The organism is Nonomuraea sp. NPDC048882 (assembly GCF_040649755.1).
GTDB classification, from domain to species: domain Bacteria; phylum Actinomycetota; class Actinomycetes; order Streptosporangiales; family Streptosporangiaceae; genus Nonomuraea; species Nonomuraea maheshkhaliensis.
Map to the genome: position 1 here is coordinate 91,226 of NZ_JBEZGB010000003.1, position 22,246 is coordinate 113,471.

The window sequence follows — 22,246 nt, forward strand, 5'->3', positions numbered from 1 at the left end:
CCCGCACCCGCAGCAGTCCGCAAGCCCGTGTTCGCCCGCCCGGCCTGGCTCCACCCCAGGGTGGCCCGCACCGAGTTCCTGGCCGGGCTGGTCGTGGCCCTCGCCCTCATCCCCGAGGCGATCTCGTTCTCGATCATCGCCGGCGTCGATCCCAGCGTCGGCCTGTTCGCCTCCTTCACGATGGCGGTCGTCATCGCCGTCGCCGGCGGCCGCCCCGCGATGATCTCGGCGGCCACCGGCGCCATCGCCCTGGTGGTGGCGCCATTGGCGCGCGAGCACGGCTTCGGCTACCTGATCGCCACCGTCATCCTCGGCGGGCTCATCCAGATCGTGCTCGGGGCCCTCGGCGTGGCCAGGCTGATGCGGTTCGTCCCGCGCAGCGTGATGGTCGGCTTCGTCAACTCCCTCGCCATCCTGATCTTCATGGCGCAGGTGCCCGAGCTGATCGGCGTGCCGTGGGCGGTCTACCCGCTGCTGGCCGGCGGGCTGGCGCTGATGGTGTTCTTCCCGCGGCTGACCAGGGCCGTGCCCGCGCCGCTGGTGTCCATCGCCGCGCTCACCGCCATCACCGTCGGCGCGGGGCTGGCCGTCCCCACGGTCGGCGACCGCGGCACGCTGCCGTCGTCGCTGCCGGTGCCCGGGCTGCCCGACGTGCCCCTCACGCTGGACACGCTCACCCTGCTGGCCCCGTACGCGCTCGCCTTCGCCCTGGTCGGCCTGATGGAGTCGCTGATGACGGCCAAGCTCGTCGACGACATCACCGACACCCGCTCCAGCAAGACCCGCGAATCCATCGGCCAGGGCCTGGCCAACATCGTCACCGGCCTGTTCGGCGGCATGGGCGGCTGCGCCATGATCGGCCAGACCATGATCAACGTGAAGAACGGCGCCCGCACCCGCCTGTCCACGTTCACCGCCGGGGTCATGCTCATGGTGCTGTGCATCGTCTTCGGGCCGTGGGTGTCGCAGATCCCGATGGCCGCGCTGGTCGCGGTGATGGTGCTGGTCTCGTTCGGCACCTTCGACTGGCACTCCGTCGCCCCGGCCACGCTGCGGCGCATGCCCGCGGGCGAGATCACCGTCATGGTCGTCACCGTGGCCGTCGTGGTCGCCACGCACAACCTGGCGATCGGCGTCGTCGCCGGATCGCTGACCGGGCTGGTGATCTTCGCCCGCCGGGTCGCGCACCTCGCCCAGGTCTCGGCCGTCGTCGACCCCGACGGCGAGCAGGCCGTCTACGCCGTCACCGGACAGCTCTTCTTCGCCTCCACCGGCGACCTGGTCACCCGGTTCGACTACGCCGGCGACCCCGCACAGGTGGTCATCGACCTGTCGGGCGCGCACATCTGGGACGCCACCTCGGTCGCCGCGCTTGACGCCGTGCAGGCCAAGTACGCCGCCCGCGGCAAGAGCGTGCGGATCGTCGGCCTGAACGAGCCGAGCGCGGAGATGCACGCCAAGCTGTCCGGCGAATTGTCCGGAACAGCGCACTGACCCGCAGCCGCCGTCTGCGGCGGCCGGGCGGCAGCGCCGGCCAGGTGCGGCGGGCGGGTGGGTCAGGCGGCGGCTCTGGCCAGGTGGGCCAGGTCGCCCAGCACCTCGGTGTTGAGCTGGTAGGCCAGCTTGACCTCGCCGATCATCCGCTGTTGCTCCCGCTCCGCGAGCCCCGTGCCCAGCTCGTCGAGCCGGGAGCGGTATTCGGTCTTGAACCGCGGCAGGCTGCCCAGCTCGTCGAAGATGTAGAAGTCGACGCCGCCGCCCTTGGCGTACCCGTAGATCTTCTGCAGCTCCATCCGGATGAACTGCCCGCCCGAGAGGTCGCCCAGGTAACGGGTGTAGTGGTGGGCCACGTAGCCGGCCGGCCAGTCGGCCACCTGCTGGATGCGGGCCACGAGGGTGCGGGTCGACTTCGACGGGGTGATCCGCTCCCGCCAGCCGGAGCCGTAGATCGTCTCAAGGTCGCGCTCCAGCGCGGGCTCCCGGTAGAGCTCGGGAAAGACGAAGCGGCCGGCCACCGGGTGGTCGGCGAGTGCGCGCGAGACGCCGTCGAGCGCGGTGTAGGCGAAGTAGTGTTGAGCCACCATCTCGCCGTAGTCGTGCTCGCTCAGCCGCCCGGCCATCAACGCGGAGAGGTAACCTTCCGACTCGGCGGACTCGTGGTCGGCCCAGGTGGCGGTTCGCAGGGTCTCGGAGAACGACGCGGTCACGCGGCCCACCTCTCGTGCTGACGTTTCATGACGAAGTGTCACAAACGCCGGCATCCGGCGTCAAGCTGATGACGACACCATGTCAGCAAATCCTGCCTCTCCACTTCCGTACCCATGAACGGCGCCACCAAGAGCCGGGTTCCCGCGCCGACGCCCGGAGACCCTGTGTGATCGGCGTTCCGCCGGGCGCGGCAGCGGAAAAGCATTCGCCCGCCGCACTTATAGTGAAAGAGATCCCGTGCGCGGGAAATTAAGCGGCAAAACCTCCATTTGCCGGGGCATCCGGCAGCAAGAGATCGTTTTCGGTGGGCGTCATGAACGCGCTCCGGCCCGCACGGGCGTACACGGTCGGTGACACTGGAGAGCCCTCAATGGAGTGCCTGATGCCGATAATTCGCACTAGCATACGACCATTGCTGGCCGCCCCTAATGGAGTGATCCTTGTCCGTTCAAGCCGACACAGCCAGGCGACGCATGCAAGAACTGCTCAGGACCAATGAAGAGCAGGTCATCAGCCGCTGGGTCAAGATCGCCAAGGCGTCCTCGGAGGAGCTGTCGGAGCTCTACCGGGCGCTGCTCGCCGCACTCGACGCGGGCAAGAACGACTTCGCCGACGTCCGCGGACTGCTGGCCGAGCTCTCACGATCGCGGGCCCGCGCCGGCTTCGCGCCTTCCGACACGGCCAGGGCGGTGTTCGGGCTGAAGGAGGTCGTCTTCGAGCTCACCGAGGCCGATGCCGACTGGGCCGAGGCGGCCGGTGGGCTGGTCTGGTTCTCCCGGCTGATCGACGACCTGGGGCTCTACACGTTCGAGACGTACACCGACGCCCGCGAGAAGATCATTCTGGACCAGGCCGAGCAGCTGCTCGAACTGTCCACGCCGGTGGTCAAGATATGGGACGGCATCGTGGCGGTGCCGCTGATCGGCACCCTCGACTCCGCCCGCACCCAGGTCGTGATGGAGAAGCTGCTGCAGACGCTGGTCGACACCGGTGCCGAGCACGCGATCATCGACATCACCGGCGTCCCCGCCGTCGACACCCAGGTCGCCCAGCACCTGCTGAAGACGGTCGTCGCGGCTCGCCTGATGGGCGCGGAGTGCGTCATCTCCGGCATCCGCCCGCAGATCGCGCACACCCTCGTCACGCTCGGCGTCGAGTTCGGCGACATCGTGACGAAGGCGTCCCTGGCCGACGCGCTCGCGCACACCTTCAGGCGCGCGGGCATCGAAGTGGGCCGGGCGCGTCAGGCGCACGTCTCCATCCGGGCGGAGAACGCCTAGTGCAGCACGTTCCCGTACTCAAACTCGGTGACGTCCTCATCGTCTCCATCCAGATCGACCTGGAGGACCAGAGCGTGCTCGCCCTCCAGGAAGACCTCGCCGACGCCGTGGTGGAGCACGGCGCCAGGGGAGTGATCATCGACATCACCGCCGTGGAGATCGTCGACTCCTTCATCGGCCGGATGCTGGCCACGATCGCCGGAATGTGCCGCATGCTCGACGCGCAGACCGTGGTCGTCGGCATGCGGCCGGCCGTGGCCATCACGCTCGTCGAGCTCGGGCTGTCGCTGGGCGGCGTCCGTACCGCACTCAATCTGGAGAAGGGGGTCGCGCTGCTGGACCACATCCGGAGCGCGACGCCGTGAGCGGCGAGCGCGAGGTCGTCATCGCGAGCAGCGCCGACGTCGTCGCGGTGCGCCAGCTCGTACGGAGCGTCGCCATCGAGGTGGGCCTGTCCCTCGTCGATCAGACCAAGATCGTCACCGCGGCCAGCGAGCTGGCGCGCAACGCCCTGGTGTACGCAGGCGGCGGCGACGTGCGCATCCTGGTCGTCGAGAACGGCCCCAGACGCGGGCTCAAACTGGTCGTCACCGACGAGGGCCCCGGCATCCCCGACCTCGAACTGGCCCTGACCGACGGCTGGACCACCGGGAACGGCCTCGGGCTCGGGCTCAGCGGATCACGCCGGCTGGTCGACGAGTTCGACCTGCTGTCGGGGCCGGGGAAGGGCACGACCGTGACGGTGACCAAATGGGCCCGATGACACCGGACCCGGCGACCTGGGGCCCGGTGACCTGGGGCCCAGAAAAACGAGGCCCAGCGACACGGGGTGCGGTGACACGGGGCCCGGTGACCTGGGGTGTGGTGGCATGGGCGCGGTGACCGGTCCTCGCGTAGACGACTGGGTCCGCGCCGAGGACCCCAGCGCGGTCGGCGCGGTCCGCCGCAAGGCCGTCGGGCTGGCCGAGGCGGCCGGATTCGACCCGGTGCTCGTCGGGCAGACGGCCGTGGCCGTCAGCGAGGCCGTCTCCAATTTGGTCAAGCACGCGGTCGAGGGCACGGTCATGGTGCGCCCCCACCCCGAGGCCCCGGCCACCGTGGAGCTCATCTGCCTGGACCGCGGCCCCGGCATGGCCGACGTGGCCCGCGCGTTGCGCGACGGCTACTCCACCTCCGGCACCCTCGGCATCGGGCTGGGCGCCATCGCCCGCATCGCCTCCGGCTACGACGTTCACTCCCTGCCAGGCCGGGGAACCGTCCTGGCCATGTACTTCACCGCGGACGGCGCGGCCCCGCCGCCGCTGCTGGCCGGCGGCGTGACGCGGCCGATCGGCGAGGAGCCCGTGTCCGGTGACGGCTTCGCCATCGCCAGGTCGGGTTCGGTGACGACCGTGCTGGTCTGCGACGGGCTCGGGCACGGCCACATTGCCGCGCAGGCCGCGCAGCGGGCCGTGGAGCTGTTCCACGGCGTGAGCGACCAGGAGCCGCTGGACATCGTGGCACGCCTGCACGCCGGCATGTCCGGCACCAGGGGCGGCGCCGTGGCGGTCGCCCGCGTCGAGCCGGGCGGTGTCTCCTACTCCGGCCTGGGCAACGTCTCCGGCTGGGTCGCGCACGGGGAAGGACGGCATGGCATGGTGTCGGTTCCCGGCATCGCGGGGCATCGGGGAGGCCGGCTGCGCCAGTACTCCTACGAGCTGCCCGCGTACGCCGTCGTGGTCATGCACAGCGACGGGCTGACCGACCGCTGGGACCCGGCGGCGATCCCCGGCCTGTTCGCCCGCACCCCGGCGGTGATCGCCGCGGGGCTCCTGCGCGAGGCGGGCAGCAGGCGCGACGACGCCTGCGTGGTGACGGTGAGGCCCGGCCATGCCGGCCGCTGAGCTCGTCCGCGTCCGGCTCGACGCCGACCAGGACGTCTTCGTGCTGCGCCGCATCGGCCGCGCCGCCGCCGAGCTGGCCGGGCTCGACCAGCAGGACCAGATCCGGGTGGCGACGGCGCTCAGCGAGGCCGGCCGCGAGGTGTACGGCCCCGGGTCGAGCGCCACGGTCTCCCTCGACGACCAGTGGCTGCTCATCACCCTGGAGCACACCGGGCGCTCCGACCTGGCCGGTTCCGAGGGCCTGACACTGGCCGGCCGGCTGGTGGACTCGGTCGCGCTCGACGAGCACAGCGTGACGCTGTCCAAACGGCTGCGCGTCCTCCCACGGGCCGTACCCGTCGAGGAGATGCGCACCAGGCTCGCCCGGCTCTCGCCGGTCTCCGCGCTCGACGAGCTGCGCGAGCAGAACAAGGAGCTGGCCGGCACGCTGGAGGATGTGCTGCGGCTCAACGCCGAGCTCCAGGAGACCAACTCCGGTGTGCTGGCGATGTACAACCAGCTCTCCGACGAGCTGGAGGAGACCAACAGGGGAGTGGTCGCCCTCTACGCCGAGCTGGACGAGAGGTCGAGCCTGCTGCGCGAGACCACCGAGGCGCGCAACCGCTTCTGGGCCACCGTCAGCCACGAGCTGCGCACGCCTCTCAACTCGGTCATCGGCCTGGTCAGGCTGCTGACCGGCCCAGGAGGCGACGAGCTCACCGAGGAGCAGGAGCATCAGGTACGGCTCATCGGCAGCTCGACCGAGACGCTGCTTGAGCTGGTCAGCGAGCTGCTCGACATGGCCAAGGCGGAGTCGGGCCGCCTGGACCCGCAGCCGGCGCACGTGAACCTGGTCCAGGTCGCCGAGCAGCTGCGGGTGACGATGCGCCCGACGAGCGAGCAGGCCGGCGTCGAGCTGCGCCACGACGTGGCCACCGAGGCCGCCGAGCTGTACGCCGACGAGGGCATGCTGGTCAGGATCCTGCGCAACCTGCTGTCCAACGCGCTGAAGTTCACCGAGCGCGGCGCGGTGACGTTGCGCGCCCGCCTCGACGACGCCGAGAACGAGGCCGTCATCACGGTCAGCGACACGGGCATCGGCATCCCGCCCGACCACATCGACCGCGTGTTCGAGGACTTCTACCAGATCCCCGGCTCCTTGCAGGTGAGGTACCGGGGGACGGGGCTCGGCCTGCCGTACGCCCGCAGGCTCGCCGAGGCGCTCGGCGGCACCCTTGAGCTGGCCAGCGCGGAGGGCGAGGGCACCACGGCCACGCTGCGCCTGCCCCACTACAGCGGGCCGCCCGAGCTGGAGCGGGTGCTGGTCGCCGACGACGACGAGGTGTTCCGCGCCGCCGCCCGCCGCATGTTGTACGGCTTCGCCACACACGTCGACGAGGCCCCCGACGGGGCCGTGGCGCTGGAGCTGATGGCGGCGGCCCCGCCCGACGTGATCCTGGTCGACCTGCTCATGCCGCGCCTGGACGGCAGCGTGCTGCTCCAGCGGATGGCCGAGGACGAGCGGCTGCGCGACATCCCCGTGGTCGTGGTGACGATCTCGCCGCAGCAGGCTCCCGACACCAAGAAGGTGCTGTCCAAGCACGGTTTGAGAAGGGAACAACTGCTTCATGCCATCCGCGGCGCGAAGGGGACGAAGGATGCCTGAGACGGCGACCGTCATGGTGGTCGACGACACGCCGACGAAGCGGTACATCCTGTCGAGCTGGCTGCGCCGGGCAGGGCACACCGTGATCGAGGCGAGCGGCGGCGAGGAGGCGCTGCGGCTGCTCGCCGCGCACCACGTCGACCTGGTCGTCCTCGACGTGCGGCTGCCCGACATCCCCGGGTACGAGGTGTGCGAGCGCATCAAGGCCGACCCGGAGACCGCCGCGATCCCCGTCATCCAGGTCTCGGCCAACGCCATCACCGTGGCCGACCGGGCCGAGGGGCTGGAGCGCGGCGCGGACGCCTACCTGGCCGAGCCGATCGAGCCGGCCGAGTTCGCCGCCACGGTCGAGGCCATGCTGCGCTACTACCGGGCGCGCTGGCGGGCCGAGCTCATGGCCAGGCGCCTGGCCTTGCTGGCCGAGGTGACGCTGCGCATCAACGAGTCCGAGACGTTCGACGAGCTGCTGACGGTGGCCGTCGAGGGCTCGGCCGAGCTGCTGAACCGCTACTGCGGCACCCTGGCGCTGATGCCCGACGGACGGATCCGCCGCTACCGCGCCAAACCGGGCGAGCGGGCCGTCGCCGCCCCCGCCGGGCCCGACCTGCTCGGCCGGCTCAGCCGGATGGTGCAGCGGGAGGCGGCCCGCACCCACGTGTTCACCCTGCACGCGGACGAGTGGCGCGGTCTGGTGCCCGACGTGCGGACGGAGGGCAGCAGCACGGGCGTGCTCTGCCGGACGAAGAACTCGAAGGCGCCCATCTACCTGGGGGTGGAGGCCGAGCCGCCGCTCGACACCGACGAGGTGAACCTGCTGCGCCAGCTCGGCCAGGAGCTGGCCCTGGCGGTGGACGCGCTGCGCGCGTACGCGGAGGAGCACACGATCGCGCTCACGCTGCAGCGCAGCCTGCTGCCCACCCGCATCCCCGAGGTGCCCGGCCTTCAGGTGGCGATGCGTTACCAGCCGGCCGCGGACAACATCGAGGTGGGCGGCGACTTCTACGAGGTGCTGCCGGTCGATCACCGGGTGCTGGTGGCCATCGGCGACGTGGAGGGGCACTCGCTGCACGCCGCGACCGTGATGGCCGAGCTGCGCCACGCCATGCGGGCCTCGTTCATCGGCCAGGTGGACCTCAGCGCCTCGCTCGACCTGCTCAACCAGATGATGCGGCGCTACCACCCGCGCATGACCGCCACGCTGTGCCTGGTGCTCATCGACCCGGCCACGGGGGAGATGGAGGTGGCCAACGCCGGTCACATCCCGCCGCTGTTCTCCGGTCCCGGCTGCGCCTATCACAACCTGGGCAACCTGCTGCTCGGCGCCCTGCCGGAGTCGTACACGGTGGACCGGCTGAAGCTGCCGCCCGGCGGCACGCTGCTGCTGTTCACCGACGGGCTCGTGGAGGACCGGCACATCTCGCTGGACGAGAGCATGGAGACCGCCAGGCGGCTCGCGGAGGTCGTCGAGGACGATCTGGAGGAGTTCGCCGACCGGATGCTGGCCGCGTTCGGAGCGCGCGAGGACGACGTGGCACTCGTCGTCGTCCGCCGGGACCCGTGACTCAGAGGAGCCGCCGCCCGTGACTCAGGAGGCCCGCTCCGCGTAGTGGCAGGCGGCGTGGTGGTCGCCTCCGTCCGGCCCCGGCTCCAGCACCGGCTCCTCCTCGGCGCACCGTTCGGTGGCCTTCCAGCAGCGCGTGTGGAACCGGCACCCCGGCGGCGGCGCGACCGGGCTCGGCGGGTCCCCTGCGAGCATGATGCGCGAGCGCCCCTTCAACCGCGGCTTCGGCACGGGAGCCGCCGACAGCAGCGCCATCGTGTACGGATGCGCCGGCGCCCCGTACACCCCGGCCGCCGGTCCGGTCTCGGCCACCCGCCCGAGGTACATCACCCCCACCCGGTGCGACACGTGCCGCACCACGGCCAGGTCGTGCGCGATGAACACCAGCGCCACCCCGAGCGTGCGCTGCAACTGCGCGAACAGGTTGACCACCTGCGCCTGCACCGACATGTCCAGCGCCGAGACCGGCTCGTCGCACACGATCACGTCGGGCTCGGTGGCGAGGGCCCTGGCGATGCCGATGCGCTGCCGCTGCCCGCCGGAGAACTCGTGCGGGAACCGGTTCATCCGGTCGGGGGACAGTCCCACCAGCGTCAGCAGTTCCCCGACCCGGTCGCGCATGGCGCGCGAGCCCTGCGCCAGCCGGTGCACGCGCAGCGGCTCGGCCACGATGTCGTGCACCGTCATGCGCGGGTTGAGCGAGGTGAGCGGGTCCTGGAAGACCATCTGGACCCGCCGCCGGATGTCGCGCGGCACGCCGCCCCTGGTGAAGAAGGGCTGCCCGCGGAAGGTGACCTCGCCCTGGTCGGGGCGTTCGAGACCGACGAGCATGCGGGCCAGGGTGGACTTGCCGCAGCCGGACTCGCCGACGATGCCCAGCGTCTCACCGGCGTACAGTTCCAGGTCCACGCCCGCGACCGCGCGCACTCCGCCGCCCCTGGACAGCAGCCCGGAGCGGTAGGTCTTGTGCAGGTTCGTCGCCCGCAGCACGGGCTCCCTGACGTCAGGCGAGGGCGCCATCGAGCATCTCCTCCGAGTGGTGGCAGGCGGTGTAGCGGCCGGCGCCGGTCTCCAGCAGCGTCAGGGCGGGCCGGGTGGTCACGCACACCTCGCTCGCGCGCTCGCAGCGCGGCGCGAAGGAGCAGCCGGGCGGGGTCTCGGCGGGGCTGGGCGGGGCGCCGGGGATGGCGCGCAGCTCCGAGGCGGGGGCGTCGAGGTCGGGGATGGCGGCGAGCAGGGCCTCCGTGTACGGGTGCGCGGGCAGGTCGTAGATCTCCTCGACCTCGCCGCGTTCGACGATGCGGCCCGCGTACATCACCGCCACCCGGTCGCTGACCTCGGCGGCGACCCCGAGGTCGTGGGTGATGAGCAGCACCGCGGTGCCCAGGTCGCGCCGCAGCCGGTCGATCAGCTCCAGGATCTGCGCCTGCACGGTCACGTCGAGCGCGGTCGTCGGCTCGTCGGCGATGATCAGGTCGGGCTCCAGCGCCACCGCCATGGCGACCAGGATCCGCTGCCGCATCCCGCCGGAGAACTGGTGCGGGTAGTCGTTGATCCGCTTGGCCGCGGCCGGGATGCCGACCAGGTCCAGCATCTCGATCGAGCGGGCCTTGGCTTCCCGGCGGGACAGACCGCGGTGCACCCGGTAGAGCTCGCCGATCTGGTCGCCGATGCTGAGCACGGGGTTGAGCGCCGACAGCGCGTCCTGGAAGACGAGTGTCATCTCGCTGCCGCGCAGCGCGCGCAGCTGGTCCTCGGTCATCGCGAGCAGGTCGCGCCCGCCGAGCTTGGCGCTCTCGCAGCGCACCCGGGCGCCGGGCTGGTCGAGCAGGCCCATGACGGCCTTGGCCGTGACGGATTTTCCCGAGCCGGACTCGCCGAGCAGCGCGAGCGTCTGGCCGCGCTCGATGGTCAGGTCCACCCCGCGCACCGCGGGGATCTCGCGTCCGTGTGCGGTGAACGTGACGTGCAGGTCGCGTATCTCCAGGACCGGTGGCTCGTTCACCGCACCCCCTTCTATGATCATGACGAAACGTGGCGTTAACAAAGTCTGTGATGCCGGAAAACAACTCCAATATTGTCTTTCACGCCTGATTCTGGCAAGCTGCGGGCAATTGGACAAGAGGGGTTACCAGATGCTGGAAGCTGCGAAGAGCTACAAGGGCTACCGTTCGTACGAATACCTGGAGGAGGGCGTCGACTACCGCCGGTTCGACCTGGCGCCTGAGCTCGGCCGGGTGCCGGCCTACCAGGGGCCCGAGCTGACCTCCGAGCAGAGCGAGCGCGTACGTCGCCTGCTCACCGACAGCCTGGTCGTCTCCCTGCACGACCACCCGTCGATCTTCCCCGACGACATCAGCCAGACCGTCGACTACAACCGCACCGCCCGCCACCACACCGGCTACGAGGGCCTGTCCCGCTCCGGCATGACCGTCGTCTTCGACAACCTGATGGACGGCACCTGCTGCATCACCAGCCAGGCCGGCTGGAAGTGGAACGACGTGGTGGCCGACATCGGCATGCGCCTGTCGGACGTGGCCCACCAGGACTTCCTGATCAAGATCGAGCGCCTGGCCGACGTGCACGAGGCGCACTCCAGCGGCCGGATCGGTCTCGTGCTCGCCCTGGAGGCGGCCACGATGATCGAGAACGAGGTCGACCGGATCGACATGCTCTACGGCTTCGGCGTGCGCCAGATGGGCATCGCCTACAGCGAGGCCAACACCCTGGGCAGCGGCCTGAAGGAGCGCGGCGACGGCGGGCTGACGCTGTTCGGCGAGAAGGCCGTGCGCCGGATGAACAAGCTGGGCATCGCCATCGACGTCTCTCACTCCGGCGACCAGACCTCGCTCGACACGATCCGCCACTCCGACCGGCCGATCCTCATCACCCACGCGGGCGCCCGCTCCGTCTGGCCGACCAACCGGATGAAGCCGGACTCGGTCATCAAGGCCGCGGCCGAGCGCGGCGGCGTGATCGGGCTGGAGGCGGCCCCCCACACCACCCTGTCGCCCGACCATCCCCGGCACAGCCTGGAGTCGGTGATGGACCACTTCACGTACTGTGTAGACCTGGTCGGCATCGACCACGTGGCCTTCGGACCCGACACGCTGTTCGGCGACCACGTGGGGCTGCACGACACGTTCGCCGAGCACCTGTCGCTCAACGAGGCCCACGCGGGCCAGGCGTACGAGAAGGTCCCTTACGTGGACGGCCTGGAGAACCCGGCCGAGTGCTTCTGGAACATCATCTCGTGGCTCGTCACCCACGGTTACTCCGACGACGAGATCACCAAGGTCATCGGCGGCAACGTCATGCGCGTGCTGGAAGAGGTCTGGATCTGATGAGACGTGCGGTTCTTCTCACCGCGCTGGCCGTGGCGCTTACGGCCTGCGCTCCCAGCGTGCCCGGTTCCTCAGGCTCCTCCGGCTCCCCGGGCACTCAGGCGCCCGCCAGCGCCGACCGGCTGACCATCGGAACCACCGCCGACGTGGTCAACTACAACCCGCTGGTCGGCAACAGCCGTACGGACTCGTGGGTCACCGACCTCATGTACCCGAAGCTGACCCAGATGGACGCCACCGGCAAGCGGATCCCGTACCTGGCGACCGAATGGTCCTACTCCGACGACGGCAAGGTCGCGACCGCCAAGCTGCGTGACGACATGAAGTGGTCCGACGGCAAGCCGGTCACCGCCTCCGACGTCGTGTTCTCGGTGACCGCGGTGCAGAAGGAGAAGTTCGGCGTGGTGGCCGGGCTCATCACCGCGCTGGACAAGGCCGAGGCGGTCTCGCCGACCGAGGTGCGCTTCAAGCTCACCCGCCCCGACGGCACGTTCCTCGACAACGTGGGCTTCTGGCTGCCCGTCGTGCCCGAGCACGTCTTCTCCAAGGCGCCGAGCGTGCAGAAGTTCGCCAACGACAAGGACTGGGTCAGCGCCGGGCCGTTCAAGCTGACCAAGGTCGAGCGCGGCCAGCGCTACATCATGGACCGGGTGGACGACTTCGGGCCCGGTCAGCCCACCGTCAAGCAGGTCGTCTTCCGCGTCTTCCCCGACGTCAACACCGAGGTCCTGGCGCTGCGCAACGGCGAGATCGACATGATCGGCAACGTGCTGCCGCCGGCCACCGCGATCGAGCTGAAGAACGACCAGAAGGTCAAGCTGGAGCAGATCCCGTCGCTGGGCTGGGCGCACCTGCAGTACAACACCAAGCGCAAGCCGCTCGACGACGTCCGCGTCCGCCAGGCGCTGGCCCACGCCGTCGACTACGAGGCCATCAGGAACATCGCGCTGAAGGGCTTCGCCAAGTCCTCCAACTCCAGCGTGCTGACGCCCTCGCTGCCCCAGTGGACCGACACGGCGTCGAAGGAGTACGCCTTCGACCCCGAGCAGTCCAAGAAACTGCTGGCCGAGGCCGGGCAGACGAACCTGAGCCTGAGCATGATCTACGACCAGGCCGACCCGAACATCGCCCGCTGGGCGCCCATGGTCCGCGACGCGGCCAAGAAGGCCGGCATCACGATCGAGCTGCAGGGCCTGGAGCGCAACACGTACCTGGACAAGACCACCAAGCGGGACTTCGACATCTACGCCGGCTCGTGGGCGGTCATGGACAACCCGCCCGCCAACCTGGGGCTGGCCTTCAAGAGCGGCGGGTTCATCAACTACGCCCAGGTCGAGGACCCCAAGCTGGACGACCTGATCGACCAGGCGCAGCGGGCGCTCACCCAGGAGGAGGCCAAGACGCCGATCCAGGAGGCGGCCAGGATCATCCATGACCAGGTCTACGACAACGTCCTGTACGTCGAGACGTTCAACGTCGCCCACTCCGCCAAGTGGACCGGGTTCCAGCCGATGCCCAGCGAGCTGCTGTCCATCCTGAACCCGCTCTCCCTCGCCGCGGCGAAGCCCGCGGGCTGATCGGCATGCGCTTCATCGGCCTCCGGCTGGCCCGCGGCCTGCTCACCCTCTGGTTCGCGGTCACGGTGACGTTCTTCCTGGTGCGGTTGCTGCCAGGTGACCCGGTGCTGGCCGTGGCCGATCCGAACATGACCGAGGAACTGCGCCAGAAGCTGCTCGCCGACTTCGGCCTGGACAAGCCGCTGGCGGCGCAGTACCTCGACTATCTCGGCCAGTTGGTGCAGGGCAACCTCGGCATGTCCTTCCGGCAGTCGATCCCCGTGACGACCGTGCTCATGGAGCGGCTGCCCTGGACGCTGATCCTGACCATCTCGGCCATGGTGGTGACGATCGCGCTGGGCATCCCGCTCGGCGTGCTCGCCGCCACCAGGGCCAAGGGCTGGCTGGACCGCGTCATCCAGCTCACCGGCATCACCGCCCAGTCGCTGTTCGTGCCGAGCGTCGGCATCCTGCTCATGTACGTGCTGGGCGTCTGGCTCGGCTGGTTCCCCATCGGCGGCGCGGTCGACCTGGACGCCACCGGCCTGGGCGCCACGCTCAGCATGCTGCACCACCTGGTGCTGCCGTGCCTGTCGCTGGTCTTCATCCAGCTCGGCGGCTACGTGCTGACGATGCGGACCACGCTCATCGAGGCGCTCGGCGAGGACTACGTGTCCCTGGCCAAGGCCAAGGGCGTGCGGCCGGGGACGGTCGTGTGGAAGCACGCCCTGCGCAACGCGCTGCTGCCCACCACCACGATCGCCGGGCTGCAGCTCGGCACCCTCGTCGGCGGCGCGGTGCTGACCGAGACGATCTACGCCTATCCCGGCATCGGCCGCGCCATCTACGAGGCGGTCGGCCAGCTCGACTTCCCCGTCCTGCAAGGCGCGTTCGTGCTGCTCGCGGCGGCCGTCGTGGCGGCCAACCTGATCACCGACGTGGCTTACGGAATCCTCGACCCCAGGGTGCGTACCTCATGACGGCAGCCGCCGTGGAACTCACGCCGCGCCAGCGGACCTGGTCCTCCTTCCGCCGCAACCCCCTCGGCGTGGCCAGCGGGATCCTGCTGATCCTGCTGGCCCTGGTCGCGATCTGCGCGCCGCTGATCGCGCCGTTCCCCGAGGGGTACGGCGCCGACACCTCCCAGCCGCCCTCCGCGGCCCACTGGTTCGGCACCGACGACATCGGCCAGGACGTCTTCGCCCAGGTCGTCTGGGGCACCAGGGTCAGCATGGCGGTCGGCGTCAGCGCCTCCGTGCTGGCCATCGTCATCGGCCTGCTCATCGGCGTCTGCGCCGCCTACTTCCGGCGCCTGGACACCCCGCTCGGCGTGCTGGTGGACCTGTCGCTGTCGCTGCCCGTGCTGCCGCTGATGATCCTCGTCGCGGCGCTGGCCGGGCCCAGCGTGCGCACGCTGGCCGTGGTGATCGCGCTGTTCAGCTGGCCCGAGGTGGCCCGCGTGGTGCGCTCGCAGGCCCTGGCCATCGTGCCCATGCCGTTCGTGTCGGCGGCCAAGATCGTCGGCGGCTCGTCCCTGTGGATCGTGCGCAAGCACCTGCTGCCCGGCGTCATCCCCGTCGTCGGCGTGTCGGTCGTGCTGACCACCTCCCGGGCCGTGCTGTCGGAGGCCGGGCTGTCCTTCCTCGGGCTCGGCGATCCGAACAGCTGGTCGTGGGGCACGATCCTGCACAAGGCCCAGCAGTCCGGCGCGCTGGCCTCCGCCTGGTGGACCACCCTGTTCCCGTCGCTGGCCATCCTGCTGCTCGTCCTGTCCACGACGCTGCTCTCCGTGGCCTACAACGACGCCCGCAACCACAGGAGCGACACATGACCTTCTCCCAGCGGCTGCCCGGCGCCTTCTACGCGGGTGCGCTCGACCGGGTACGAGCGGAGATGTCCCGCGAGGGCCTGTCCGCCCTGATCCTCGACGACCCGCTCGACGTCGCCTACCTCACCGGCTTCCACCACTTCCCGAACGAGCGGCCGGTCGCCTGCTGGCTGCCGCTCGACGGCGAGCCCGTGCTGCTCGTGCCCGACCTGGAACGCGAGTACGCCCAGGACCAGCAGGCCAGGGCCGAGATCGTGGCCTACCCCGAGTTCCCCGGCGTCAGGTCGCCGTTCGCGGTCCTGGCCGCGCACGTCCCCGCTCCAGAAGCGGCCGCGTACGCGCCCTCGACCAGCGTGGGCCGGGCGGAGGCGCTGGCCGAGGCGTTCCCCTCGACCCGCTGGAGCGCCTCGGGCGCGCTCGGCCGGGTGCGGCTGCGCAAGCTGCCCGAGGAGATCACGCTGCACGAGGAGGCCGCCCGCATCGCCGACCAGATGATCGAGGCCGGCGTCGAGCTGGTCAGGTCGGCCGTCGAGGCCGGCGGCGAGCTGCCCACCGAGACCGAGCTGGCCGGGCACGTCATCTCCCACGGCTCCCGCCTCATGTACGCCAAGCACGAGGACGTCGTCGTCGTGCCCATGCTGACCGGCGGCCTCGTCTACGGCGGCCCCAACTCCGCCCAGCCGCACCGCCTGCCCGGCGGCGACCGGCTGCGCGCCGGGGAGACGTTCATGCTCTCGCTCGGCTGCGCCGTCGGCGGCCGGTTCGTGGAGAGCGAGCGCACGTTCGTCATCGGCGAGCCCACTCCCGAGCAGGCCCGTTACTACGAGGTCGTACGCGAGGCGCAGGAGCTCGGCACCGAGGCGCTCGTCCCCGGCGCCACCTGCGAGGAGGCCAACCGGCGCTGCCTGGAGGTGATCGAGCGGGCCGGGTTCGCCGAGCACATCCGCCACCGGCAGGGGCACGGCATCGGGCTCGGCTTCCACGAGCCGCCCTGGCTGTCGTACGGCGACACCACCGAGCTGGCCCCCGGGATGATCCTGTCCAGCGAGCCCGGCGTGTACGTGCCCGGCCACGCCGGATACCGCATCTCCGACACCGTCCTGGTCACCGAGTCAGGGCCGCGCCGCTTGACGGCGTACCCGCGCGAGCTCACCGACGTCATCATCTGATCATCTGCTCTATTGGAAGGACCGTTTTGTTCGTCGACATCAACGGCAACCGGCTCAACGTCGAAGTCCTCGGCGAGGGCGACGACGTCATCATCGCCCACCACGGCGCGCCGGGCCTCGGCTCGCTCGCCGAGCCCAGGAGCAGCTTCGGCCGGCTCGCGGACGCGTACAAGGTGGTCGTCTTCGACGCCCGAGGATCCGGACAGAGCGGGCAGAACGGCCCGTTCACGCACGAGCAGTGGGTCGCCGACGTCGAGGGACTGCGCCGCTGGCTCGGCGCCGAGCGCGTCGTCATCGCCGGCGGCTCCTACGGCGGCTTCATCGCCATGGAGTACGCCGCCCGCCACCCCGACCGGGTCAGCGCCGTCGTGCTGCGCGACACCTCCGCCGACAACGCCAACCAGGACCTGGCCATCCGCAACGCCGCCGCCTCCTCCCGGGTCACCATCGACCGTGCCAAGCTCGACCGGATCATGTCCGGCACCGTGCGCGACGACGACGACCTGCGCGACTGCTGGCGCGAGATCCTGCCCCTGTACGACCACGACTACGACCCCGCCGCCGTGGAGAAGCGGGTGGCCGCGACCCCGTACCACTACGCCACCCACAACTACGCCTTCGCCGTCAACCAGCCGAACTACGACATCAAGCACCTGCTGCCCGGCATCACCGCCCCCACCCTGATCACCGTCGGCCGCCACGACTGGATCACCCCGGTCGAGTGCAGCCGCACCATCGCCGGCCTGATCCCCGGCTCCGAGCTGCGGATCTTCGAGAAGTCCGGGCACTCGCCGCAGGTCGAGGAGGCGGAGCTGTGGGAGGCCACCGTGCGCGCCTTCCTGTCCGGGGTGCGCGACCGGGGCTGAACGCGCGATGATGCCCCCGATGGAAGATCTCGACGACCTAGACCGCAAGATCCTGGCCGCGCTCCACGTGAACGGCCGGGCGAGCTGGACCGACATCGCCCAGCTGCTCGGCATCTCCACCACGACGGTGGCGCGGCGGGCCCAGCACCTCATGGGCGCGGGCCTGGCCCGCGTGGCGGTGCTGCCGCACCTGGAGCACGAGGGACCCGTCCACGTGTTCCTGGTGCGGCTGACGTGCGCGCCCGGCAGCCAGCTCAGAGTGGCCGGGCTTCTGGCGAAAAATCCGGACATCCGGTACGTCACCATCGTCACCGGTGGCTACGACATCGTCTTCGAGCTGGTCGCGCCCAAGCACCGCGACCTCTACTCGATGCTGGTCGACTACGTGCACTCGGTGCCGGGGGCGCAGCAGAGCAACGCCGATCTGGTGCTGCACACGTACAAGGTGAGCTACGGCTGGAGCGTGCCCGTCCTCGGCGAGAAGGCCGCGACGTTCGCGTTGCACCGGCCCGTCCACACCTGCGAGCGTGGCCACCTCGACGACGTCGACCGCGAGGTGCTGGCCGCCATGCGCGAGGACGGCAGGGCCAGTTTCCAGTCCATCGGCCGCCGCCTCGGCATCAGCGAGAGCACCGCCAGGCGGCGGCTGGAGGCCATGCTCGACCGGGGCTGCGCCAGCGTCACCACCTTCATCCCGGCGGCGGCGCTCGGCTACGAGGCCGAGATCCTGCTGTGGCTGACGGTCGAGCCCAGCATGCAGGAGAGCGTGGCCGAGCGGCTGGCCGGCGAGCGCGGCGTCCGCATGATCGCCTCCACGCTGGGGCAGGCGTCGCTGGTCTGCGAGGTGATCGTCCCCACCACCGCCGACCTGCACCACTTCACCTCCCGCACGCTGGCCGCGGTGCCGGGGATCAACTCGTGGACGGCGGGCGTGCAGGTGCTGACGGTCAAGCGCGGCTTCCTCATGGTGCCCTGGGCGGAGTCGCGCATCGCCGCCGCCCTGACGCCCGCGGGGCTGCCCGCATAGGGCTTATCGGGTGTAGCGGTGCTTGGCGCCCGGAGGAAAGTACTCCGGGTCGCCGGCCTCGCGCAGCCGGACGAACGGCATCTGCCGCCCGGCGGGCACGTACGCGGCGAACTCGCTGTTCAGCCGGAGCAACTGGCCCAGGATCGACGCACCCACCGCCTGGGCCACCTCCTCGGACGGCCGCTCGCCCGGCGCCAGCTCCACCGTCACCGTCAGGTGCCGGTCGTGCTGCTCGTCCGTGGCCACCTCCACCACGAACTTGCCGGTGACCGACCCGCTCACCTCCGCCTGCTCCAGGCCGATCGCGATGTTCTCCGGGTAGACGTTCGCGCCGTAGTAGGACACGGTGAAGTGGCTGCGGCCGAAGACGTACACGAAGGGCCGCTCGGGGCCCTCCGCCTCGGGCTCGTAGCCGTGGGCGCGGACGAAGCCCAGCAGTTCCTCGTACGGCAGCACGCCGCCCTCGTCGGCGATGTGGTAGCGGACGAGCGGGACGCCGTTGTCGCCGGAGAACAGCAACGTGCCCTGGTGCTCCTCGAAGTAGCGGACGCCGGGGTCGTACTGGACGAGGGTGGGCAGCCTGGATTCCCCGAACAGCTCCCTGGCCAGGCCGGGGCGGGCGGCCAGGAAACGGCGGATCCCGACCGACAGCGCGGTCTCGTTGCCCAGGACGCCCGCGTCGGCGGTGCCGTACAGGGAGGCGATGCCCCGCACCGGGTCGGCGATCCCGGCCCGCTCGGCGACCAGCGTGCGCCACTCCTCGCTGAACACCTCGCCCGCCGTGACCAGCTTGACGTCCCACTCGGCCCAGGGCAGGTCCTCGCCGTCGATGACGTTCTTCAGGAACGGCGGATAGCCGAGCAGCACCACCTGGTCGAAGTACGGGGCCAGCTCGGGCAGCACCCGCGCGATCTCCCGCCGGTCGGAACCCGGGGCGACCACGGTGATCGGATAACCGCGCTCGGCCAGGTGACGGCAGCAGCCGATGGTGAACAGGCCGCCGACCCAGGTGCCGAGGGCGAAGCAGACCACGGCCAGCGTGCGGCGCTCGCGGGCCAGGAAGGAGTCCCTGAACACCTCCTCGAACCGCTCGGCGATGACCCGCTCGTCGCCCGCCGAGCGCGGCCAGAACGACGGCGTGCCGGTGGAGCCGGACGAGACGGCGATCATGTCCCCGATCACGCCGTTCCTGCACAGGTCGGGCAGCGGGTGCCGCAGGGTGTAGCTGTCCTTCGTGGTCATGGGCAGGCGGGCGAAGTCGTCCCGCGTCACGATCTTCTCCGGGTCCACCCCCTGCTCGGCGAGGAACCTGCCGTAGGCGGGAACGGTGGCCGCCACCTCGTGGAAGAGCTCAACCGGGTCCATCCGCCGACTGTACGACGGGGCCCGTTCTTGAGGCTGCGCTTACATGATTACGATCGCCGTGAGCGAACATCGGCAAGGAAGGGAACACGGCGGGGCTCCGATGAGTTGAGCCGGTATAACTCAACCCTTGGGAGTTCGTATGAGTGAGAGCTTGATCCTCCCGGTCCTGCCGCTGGACGACGAGGTCGTGCTGCCGGGCATGGTGGTTCCGCTGGACCTGTCCGACTCCGAGGTGCGCGCCGCGATCGACGCGGCCCGTGCATCCGGTGGCAACAAGCCACGGGTCCTTCTCGTTCCCCGGATCGACGGCCGCTACGGCGCGATCGGCGTTCAGGCCGTCGTCGAGCAGGTCGGGAGGCTCCCGGGAGGCGAGCCCGCCGCCGTCGTGCGCGGCGTCAACCGGGTCAGGGTGGGCACCGGCACGACCGGTCCCGGCGCCGCGCTGTGGGTCGAGGCCGACACCATCGACACCGTCGCCGTGGGCGAGCGCGCCCAGGAGCTGGCCAAGGAGTACAAGGTCCTGGCCACCACCATCCTGCAGAAGCGCGGCGCCTGGCAGGTGGTCGACCAGGTCAACCAGATCGACGACCCGTCCGTGCTGGCCGACAGCTCCGGCTACACCCCGTGGCTGACCACGGCGCAGAAGGTCGAGCTGCTGGAGGCCGCCGACCCGGCCGACCGGCTGGCCAAGCTGGTCGAGTGGTCGCGCGACCACCTCGCCGAGCTCGACGTCGCCGAGACGATCCGCAAGGACGTCCAGGAGGGCATGGAGAAGCAGCAGCGCGAGTTCCTGCTGCGCCAGCAGCTCGCCGCCGTGCGCAAGGAGCTCAAGGAGCTCAACGGCGACTCCGCCGAGACCGAGGAGGAGGACTACCGGGTCCGGGTGGAGGCCGCCGACCTGCCGGAGAAGGTGCGCGAGGCAGCCCTCAAGGAGGTCGACAAGCTGGAGCGGACCTCCGACCAGTCGCCCGAGACCGGCTGGATCCGCACCTGGCTCGACACCGTGCTCGACATCCCCTGGAACGACCGCACCGAGGACAACTACGACATCACCGGCGCCAGGGCCGTGCTCGACGCCGACCACACCGGCCTGGCCGACGTGAAGGACCGCATCATCGAGCACCTGGCGGTGCGCAAGCGCCGCCAGGACAAGGGTCTCGGCGTGGTGGGCGGCCGGCGCAGCGGCGCCGTGCTGGCCCTGGCCGGCCCTCCCGGAGTCGGCAAGACGTCCCTGGGCGAGTCCGTGGCCCGCGCGATGGGCCGCAAGTTCGTCCGGGTGGCGCTCGGCGGCGTCCGCGACGAGGCCGAGATCCGCGGCCACCGGCGCACCTACGTCGGCGCGCTGCCCGGCCGCATCGTCCGCGCGATCCGCGAGGCCGGCTCGATGAACCCGGTCGTCCTGCTCGACGAGGTCGACAAGGTCGGCGCCGACTACCGCGGCGACCCGACGGCCGCCCTGCTCGAAGTGCTCGACCCGGCGCAGAACCACACGTTCCGCGACCACTACCTCGAGGTCGAGCTCGACCTGTCCGACGTGCTCTTCCTGGCCACGGCCAACGTCCTGGAGGCCATCCCCGGGCCGCTGCTCGACCGCATGGAGATCGTCACCCTCGACGGCTACACCGAGGACGAGAAGGTCGCCATCGCCCGCGACCACCTGCTGCCCAGGCAGCTTGAGCTGGCCGGGCTGACCCCCGAGGAGGTCACGGTCGAGGACGCGGCGCTGCGCCGGCTGGCCGCCGAATACACCCGCGAGGCCGGGGTCCGCTCGCTGGAGCGCTCGATCGCGAGGATCCTGCGCAAGGTGACCGCCAAGGGCGAGCTGCCCGTCACCGTGGGCGAGGCCGACCTGGTCGACTACATCGGGCGGCCGAGGTTCGTGCCGGAGTCGTCGCTGCCCGAGGCCAAGCAGCGCACCTCCGTGCCGGGCGTGGCCACCGGGCTGGCCGTCACCGGGGCCGGGGGCGACGTGCTCTACGTGGAGGCGTCGCTGGCCGACCCGGAGACCGGCGAGACCGGGCTCACGCTGACCGGCCAGCTCGGCGACGTGATGAAGGAGTCGGCCAGGATCGCCCTGTCCTACCTACGTTCGCACGGCGCGGAGCTGGAGCTGCCGGTCACCGCGCTGAAGGACCGCTCGGTGCACGTCCACTTCCCCGCGGGCGCCGTGCCGAAGGACGGCCCCTCGGCGGGCGTGACCCTGACCACGGCGCTGGCCTCGCTGCTGTCCGGGCGGCTGGTCCGCGGCGACGTGGCCATGACCGGTGAGATCTCGCTGACCGGGCGGGTGCTGCCGATCGGCGGCGTCAAGCAGAAGCTGCTGGCGGCGCACCGGGCGGGCATCACGACCGTGCTCATCCCGGCTCGCAACGAGCCCGACCTGGACGACGTGCCCGAGGAGGTCCGCGCCGAGCTGACCATCCACCCGGTCAGCGACGTGCGCGAGGTCCTCGACATCGCGCTCGCCCCGGCCTCGGTCGCCTCGTCCTCCGTGGCCGCCTGACCGTCCGTCCC

19 protein-coding genes are annotated in these 22,246 nt (G+C 70.7%); 15 read left to right on the forward strand and 4 right to left on the reverse strand.

Going from position 1 to position 22,246, the window contains the following annotated elements:
- Nucleotides 1-27 precede the first annotated feature (27 nt).
- On the forward strand, nucleotides 28-1,494 hold the full coding sequence (locus AB0C27_RS10520; protein WP_357843055.1) for a SulP family inorganic anion transporter: 1,467 nt from the start codon (nucleotides 28-30) through the stop codon (nucleotides 1,492-1,494).
- Nucleotides 1,495-1,556: 62 nt separating this feature from the next.
- Here AB0C27_RS10520 and AB0C27_RS10525 read toward each other — a convergent pair whose 3' ends face one another.
- Nucleotides 1,557-2,207: a biliverdin-producing heme oxygenase gene (locus tag AB0C27_RS10525; RefSeq protein ID WP_357840922.1), complete on the reverse strand. Its 651-nt coding sequence runs from the start codon at nucleotides 2,205-2,207 to the stop codon at nucleotides 1,557-1,559.
- 474 nt (nucleotides 2,208-2,681) lie between these two features.
- On the opposite strand from AB0C27_RS10525, the gene AB0C27_RS10530 reads away from it, so the two are divergent.
- The 6 genes from AB0C27_RS10530 to AB0C27_RS10555 all read left to right on the forward strand — a co-directional run bounded on the left by AB0C27_RS10530 (nucleotide 2,682) and on the right by AB0C27_RS10555 (nucleotide 8,577).
- Nucleotides 2,682-3,488, forward strand: coding sequence for an STAS domain-containing protein (locus AB0C27_RS10530; protein ID WP_357840925.1), 807 nt, complete (start codon nucleotides 2,682-2,684; stop codon nucleotides 3,486-3,488).
- Nucleotides 3,488-3,853, forward strand: coding sequence for an STAS domain-containing protein (locus tag AB0C27_RS10535; protein WP_357840928.1), 366 nt, complete (start codon nucleotides 3,488-3,490; stop codon nucleotides 3,851-3,853). Before AB0C27_RS10530 ends, AB0C27_RS10535 begins: the two co-directional genes overlap by 1 nt.
- Nucleotides 3,850-4,251: an anti-sigma regulatory factor gene (locus AB0C27_RS10540; protein WP_357840931.1), complete on the forward strand. Its 402-nt coding sequence runs from the start codon at nucleotides 3,850-3,852 to the stop codon at nucleotides 4,249-4,251. Before AB0C27_RS10535 ends, AB0C27_RS10540 begins: the two co-directional genes overlap by 4 nt.
- Before the next feature lie 106 nt (nucleotides 4,252-4,357).
- Nucleotides 4,358-5,371 carry an ATP-binding protein gene (locus AB0C27_RS10545; protein WP_357840934.1) on the forward strand — a complete coding sequence of 338 codons (1,014 nt, stop codon included), beginning with the start codon at nucleotides 4,358-4,360 and terminating at the stop codon, nucleotides 5,369-5,371.
- Complete coding sequence (locus AB0C27_RS10550; RefSeq protein WP_357840937.1) at nucleotides 5,358-7,016, forward strand: ATP-binding protein; 1,659 nt, start codon at nucleotides 5,358-5,360, stop codon at nucleotides 7,014-7,016. The genes AB0C27_RS10545 and AB0C27_RS10550 overlap by 14 nt, the downstream gene beginning before the upstream one ends.
- Nucleotides 7,009-8,577, forward strand: coding sequence for a fused response regulator/phosphatase (locus tag AB0C27_RS10555; protein WP_357840939.1), 1,569 nt, complete (start codon nucleotides 7,009-7,011; stop codon nucleotides 8,575-8,577). Before AB0C27_RS10550 ends, AB0C27_RS10555 begins: the two co-directional genes overlap by 8 nt.
- Before the next feature lie 24 nt (nucleotides 8,578-8,601).
- Here the strand turns inward: AB0C27_RS10555 and AB0C27_RS10560 are convergent, their stop codons facing one another.
- Both AB0C27_RS10560 and AB0C27_RS10565 read right to left on the reverse strand, forming a co-directional pair.
- Entirely contained in the window at nucleotides 8,602-9,597 is a 996-nt protein-coding gene (locus AB0C27_RS10560) for an oligopeptide/dipeptide ABC transporter ATP-binding protein (RefSeq protein WP_357840942.1), read from the reverse strand.
- Nucleotides 9,581-10,582, reverse strand: coding sequence for an ABC transporter ATP-binding protein (locus AB0C27_RS10565; RefSeq protein ID WP_357840945.1), 1,002 nt, complete (start codon nucleotides 10,580-10,582; stop codon nucleotides 9,581-9,583). Before AB0C27_RS10565 ends, AB0C27_RS10560 begins: the two co-directional genes overlap by 17 nt.
- Before the next feature lie 130 nt (nucleotides 10,583-10,712).
- Here AB0C27_RS10565 and AB0C27_RS10570 point away from each other — a divergent pair, with 130 nt between their 5' ends.
- From AB0C27_RS10570 to AB0C27_RS10600, 7 genes are read left to right on the forward strand one after another with little or no spacing between them, the layout of a single operon-like run.
- Nucleotides 10,713-11,921, forward strand: a complete 1,209-nt coding sequence (locus AB0C27_RS10570; RefSeq protein WP_357840947.1) for a membrane dipeptidase — start codon at nucleotides 10,713-10,715, stop codon at nucleotides 11,919-11,921.
- A complete protein-coding gene (locus tag AB0C27_RS10575; RefSeq protein ID WP_357840950.1) occupies nucleotides 11,921-13,498 on the forward strand; it encodes an ABC transporter substrate-binding protein in 1,578 nt (525 codons plus the stop codon). The genes AB0C27_RS10570 and AB0C27_RS10575 overlap by 1 nt, the downstream gene beginning before the upstream one ends.
- A gap of 5 nt (nucleotides 13,499-13,503) precedes the next feature.
- A complete protein-coding gene (locus AB0C27_RS10580) occupies nucleotides 13,504-14,457 on the forward strand; it encodes an ABC transporter permease (protein WP_346112439.1) in 954 nt (317 codons plus the stop codon).
- On the forward strand, nucleotides 14,454-15,308 hold the full coding sequence (locus tag AB0C27_RS10585) for an ABC transporter permease (protein ID WP_357840953.1): 855 nt from the start codon (nucleotides 14,454-14,456) through the stop codon (nucleotides 15,306-15,308). The genes AB0C27_RS10580 and AB0C27_RS10585 overlap by 4 nt, the downstream gene beginning before the upstream one ends.
- Entirely contained in the window at nucleotides 15,305-16,474 is a 1,170-nt protein-coding gene (locus tag AB0C27_RS10590) for a Xaa-Pro peptidase family protein (RefSeq protein WP_357840956.1), read from the forward strand. Before AB0C27_RS10585 ends, AB0C27_RS10590 begins: the two co-directional genes overlap by 4 nt.
- A gap of 26 nt (nucleotides 16,475-16,500) precedes the next feature.
- A complete protein-coding gene (locus AB0C27_RS10595; protein WP_357840959.1) occupies nucleotides 16,501-17,340 on the forward strand; it encodes an alpha/beta hydrolase in 840 nt (279 codons plus the stop codon).
- A gap of 19 nt (nucleotides 17,341-17,359) precedes the next feature.
- Nucleotides 17,360-18,367 carry an Lrp/AsnC family transcriptional regulator gene (locus AB0C27_RS10600; protein WP_357840962.1) on the forward strand — a complete coding sequence of 336 codons (1,008 nt, stop codon included), beginning with the start codon at nucleotides 17,360-17,362 and terminating at the stop codon, nucleotides 18,365-18,367.
- 3 nt (nucleotides 18,368-18,370) lie between these two features.
- On the opposite strand, the gene AB0C27_RS10605 is transcribed toward AB0C27_RS10600, so the two are convergent.
- On the reverse strand, nucleotides 18,371-19,732 hold the full coding sequence (locus AB0C27_RS10605; RefSeq protein ID WP_357840965.1) for a phenylacetate--CoA ligase family protein: 1,362 nt from the start codon (nucleotides 19,730-19,732) through the stop codon (nucleotides 18,371-18,373).
- Between the two features lie 139 nt (nucleotides 19,733-19,871).
- Between AB0C27_RS10605 and lon the strand changes: the two genes are divergently transcribed.
- Nucleotides 19,872-22,235 carry an endopeptidase La gene (gene lon / locus AB0C27_RS10610; RefSeq protein ID WP_357840967.1) on the forward strand — a complete coding sequence of 788 codons (2,364 nt, stop codon included), beginning with the start codon at nucleotides 19,872-19,874 and terminating at the stop codon, nucleotides 22,233-22,235.
- Nucleotides 22,236-22,246 lie beyond the last annotated feature (11 nt).

What these genes read in the sequence shown, in the direction of transcription:
- AB0C27_RS10575 (WP_357840950.1), top strand. Translation starts at nt 11,921, where the DNA reads ATGAGACGTGCGGTTCTTCTCACCGCGCTGGCCGTGGCGCTTACGGCC.
- AB0C27_RS10590 (WP_357840956.1), top strand. Translation starts at nt 15,305, where the DNA reads ATGACCTTCTCCCAGCGGCTGCCCGGCGCCTTCTACGCGGGTGCGCTC.
- AB0C27_RS10580 (WP_346112439.1), top strand. Translation starts at nt 13,504, where the DNA reads ATGCGCTTCATCGGCCTCCGGCTGGCCCGCGGCCTGCTCACCCTCTGG.
- AB0C27_RS10555 (WP_357840939.1), top strand. Translation starts at nt 7,009, where the DNA reads ATGCCTGAGACGGCGACCGTCATGGTGGTCGACGACACGCCGACGAAG.
- AB0C27_RS10545 (WP_357840934.1), top strand. Translation starts at nt 4,358, where the DNA reads ATGGGCGCGGTGACCGGTCCTCGCGTAGACGACTGGGTCCGCGCCGAG.
- AB0C27_RS10570 (WP_357840947.1), top strand. Translation starts at nt 10,713, where the DNA reads ATGCTGGAAGCTGCGAAGAGCTACAAGGGCTACCGTTCGTACGAATAC.
- AB0C27_RS10585 (WP_357840953.1), top strand. Translation starts at nt 14,454, where the DNA reads ATGACGGCAGCCGCCGTGGAACTCACGCCGCGCCAGCGGACCTGGTCC.
- AB0C27_RS10605 (WP_357840965.1), bottom strand. Translation starts at nt 19,732, where the DNA reads ATGGACCCGGTTGAGCTCTTCCACGAGGTGGCGGCCACCGTTCCCGCC.
- lon (WP_357840967.1), top strand. Translation starts at nt 19,872, where the DNA reads ATGAGTGAGAGCTTGATCCTCCCGGTCCTGCCGCTGGACGACGAGGTC.
- AB0C27_RS10550 (WP_357840937.1), top strand. Translation starts at nt 5,358, where the DNA reads ATGCCGGCCGCTGAGCTCGTCCGCGTCCGGCTCGACGCCGACCAGGAC.
- AB0C27_RS10560 (WP_357840942.1), bottom strand. Translation starts at nt 9,597, where the DNA reads ATGGCGCCCTCGCCTGACGTCAGGGAGCCCGTGCTGCGGGCGACGAAC.
- AB0C27_RS10530 (WP_357840925.1), top strand. Translation starts at nt 2,682, where the DNA reads ATGCAAGAACTGCTCAGGACCAATGAAGAGCAGGTCATCAGCCGCTGG.
- AB0C27_RS10600 (WP_357840962.1), top strand. Translation starts at nt 17,360, where the DNA reads ATGGAAGATCTCGACGACCTAGACCGCAAGATCCTGGCCGCGCTCCAC.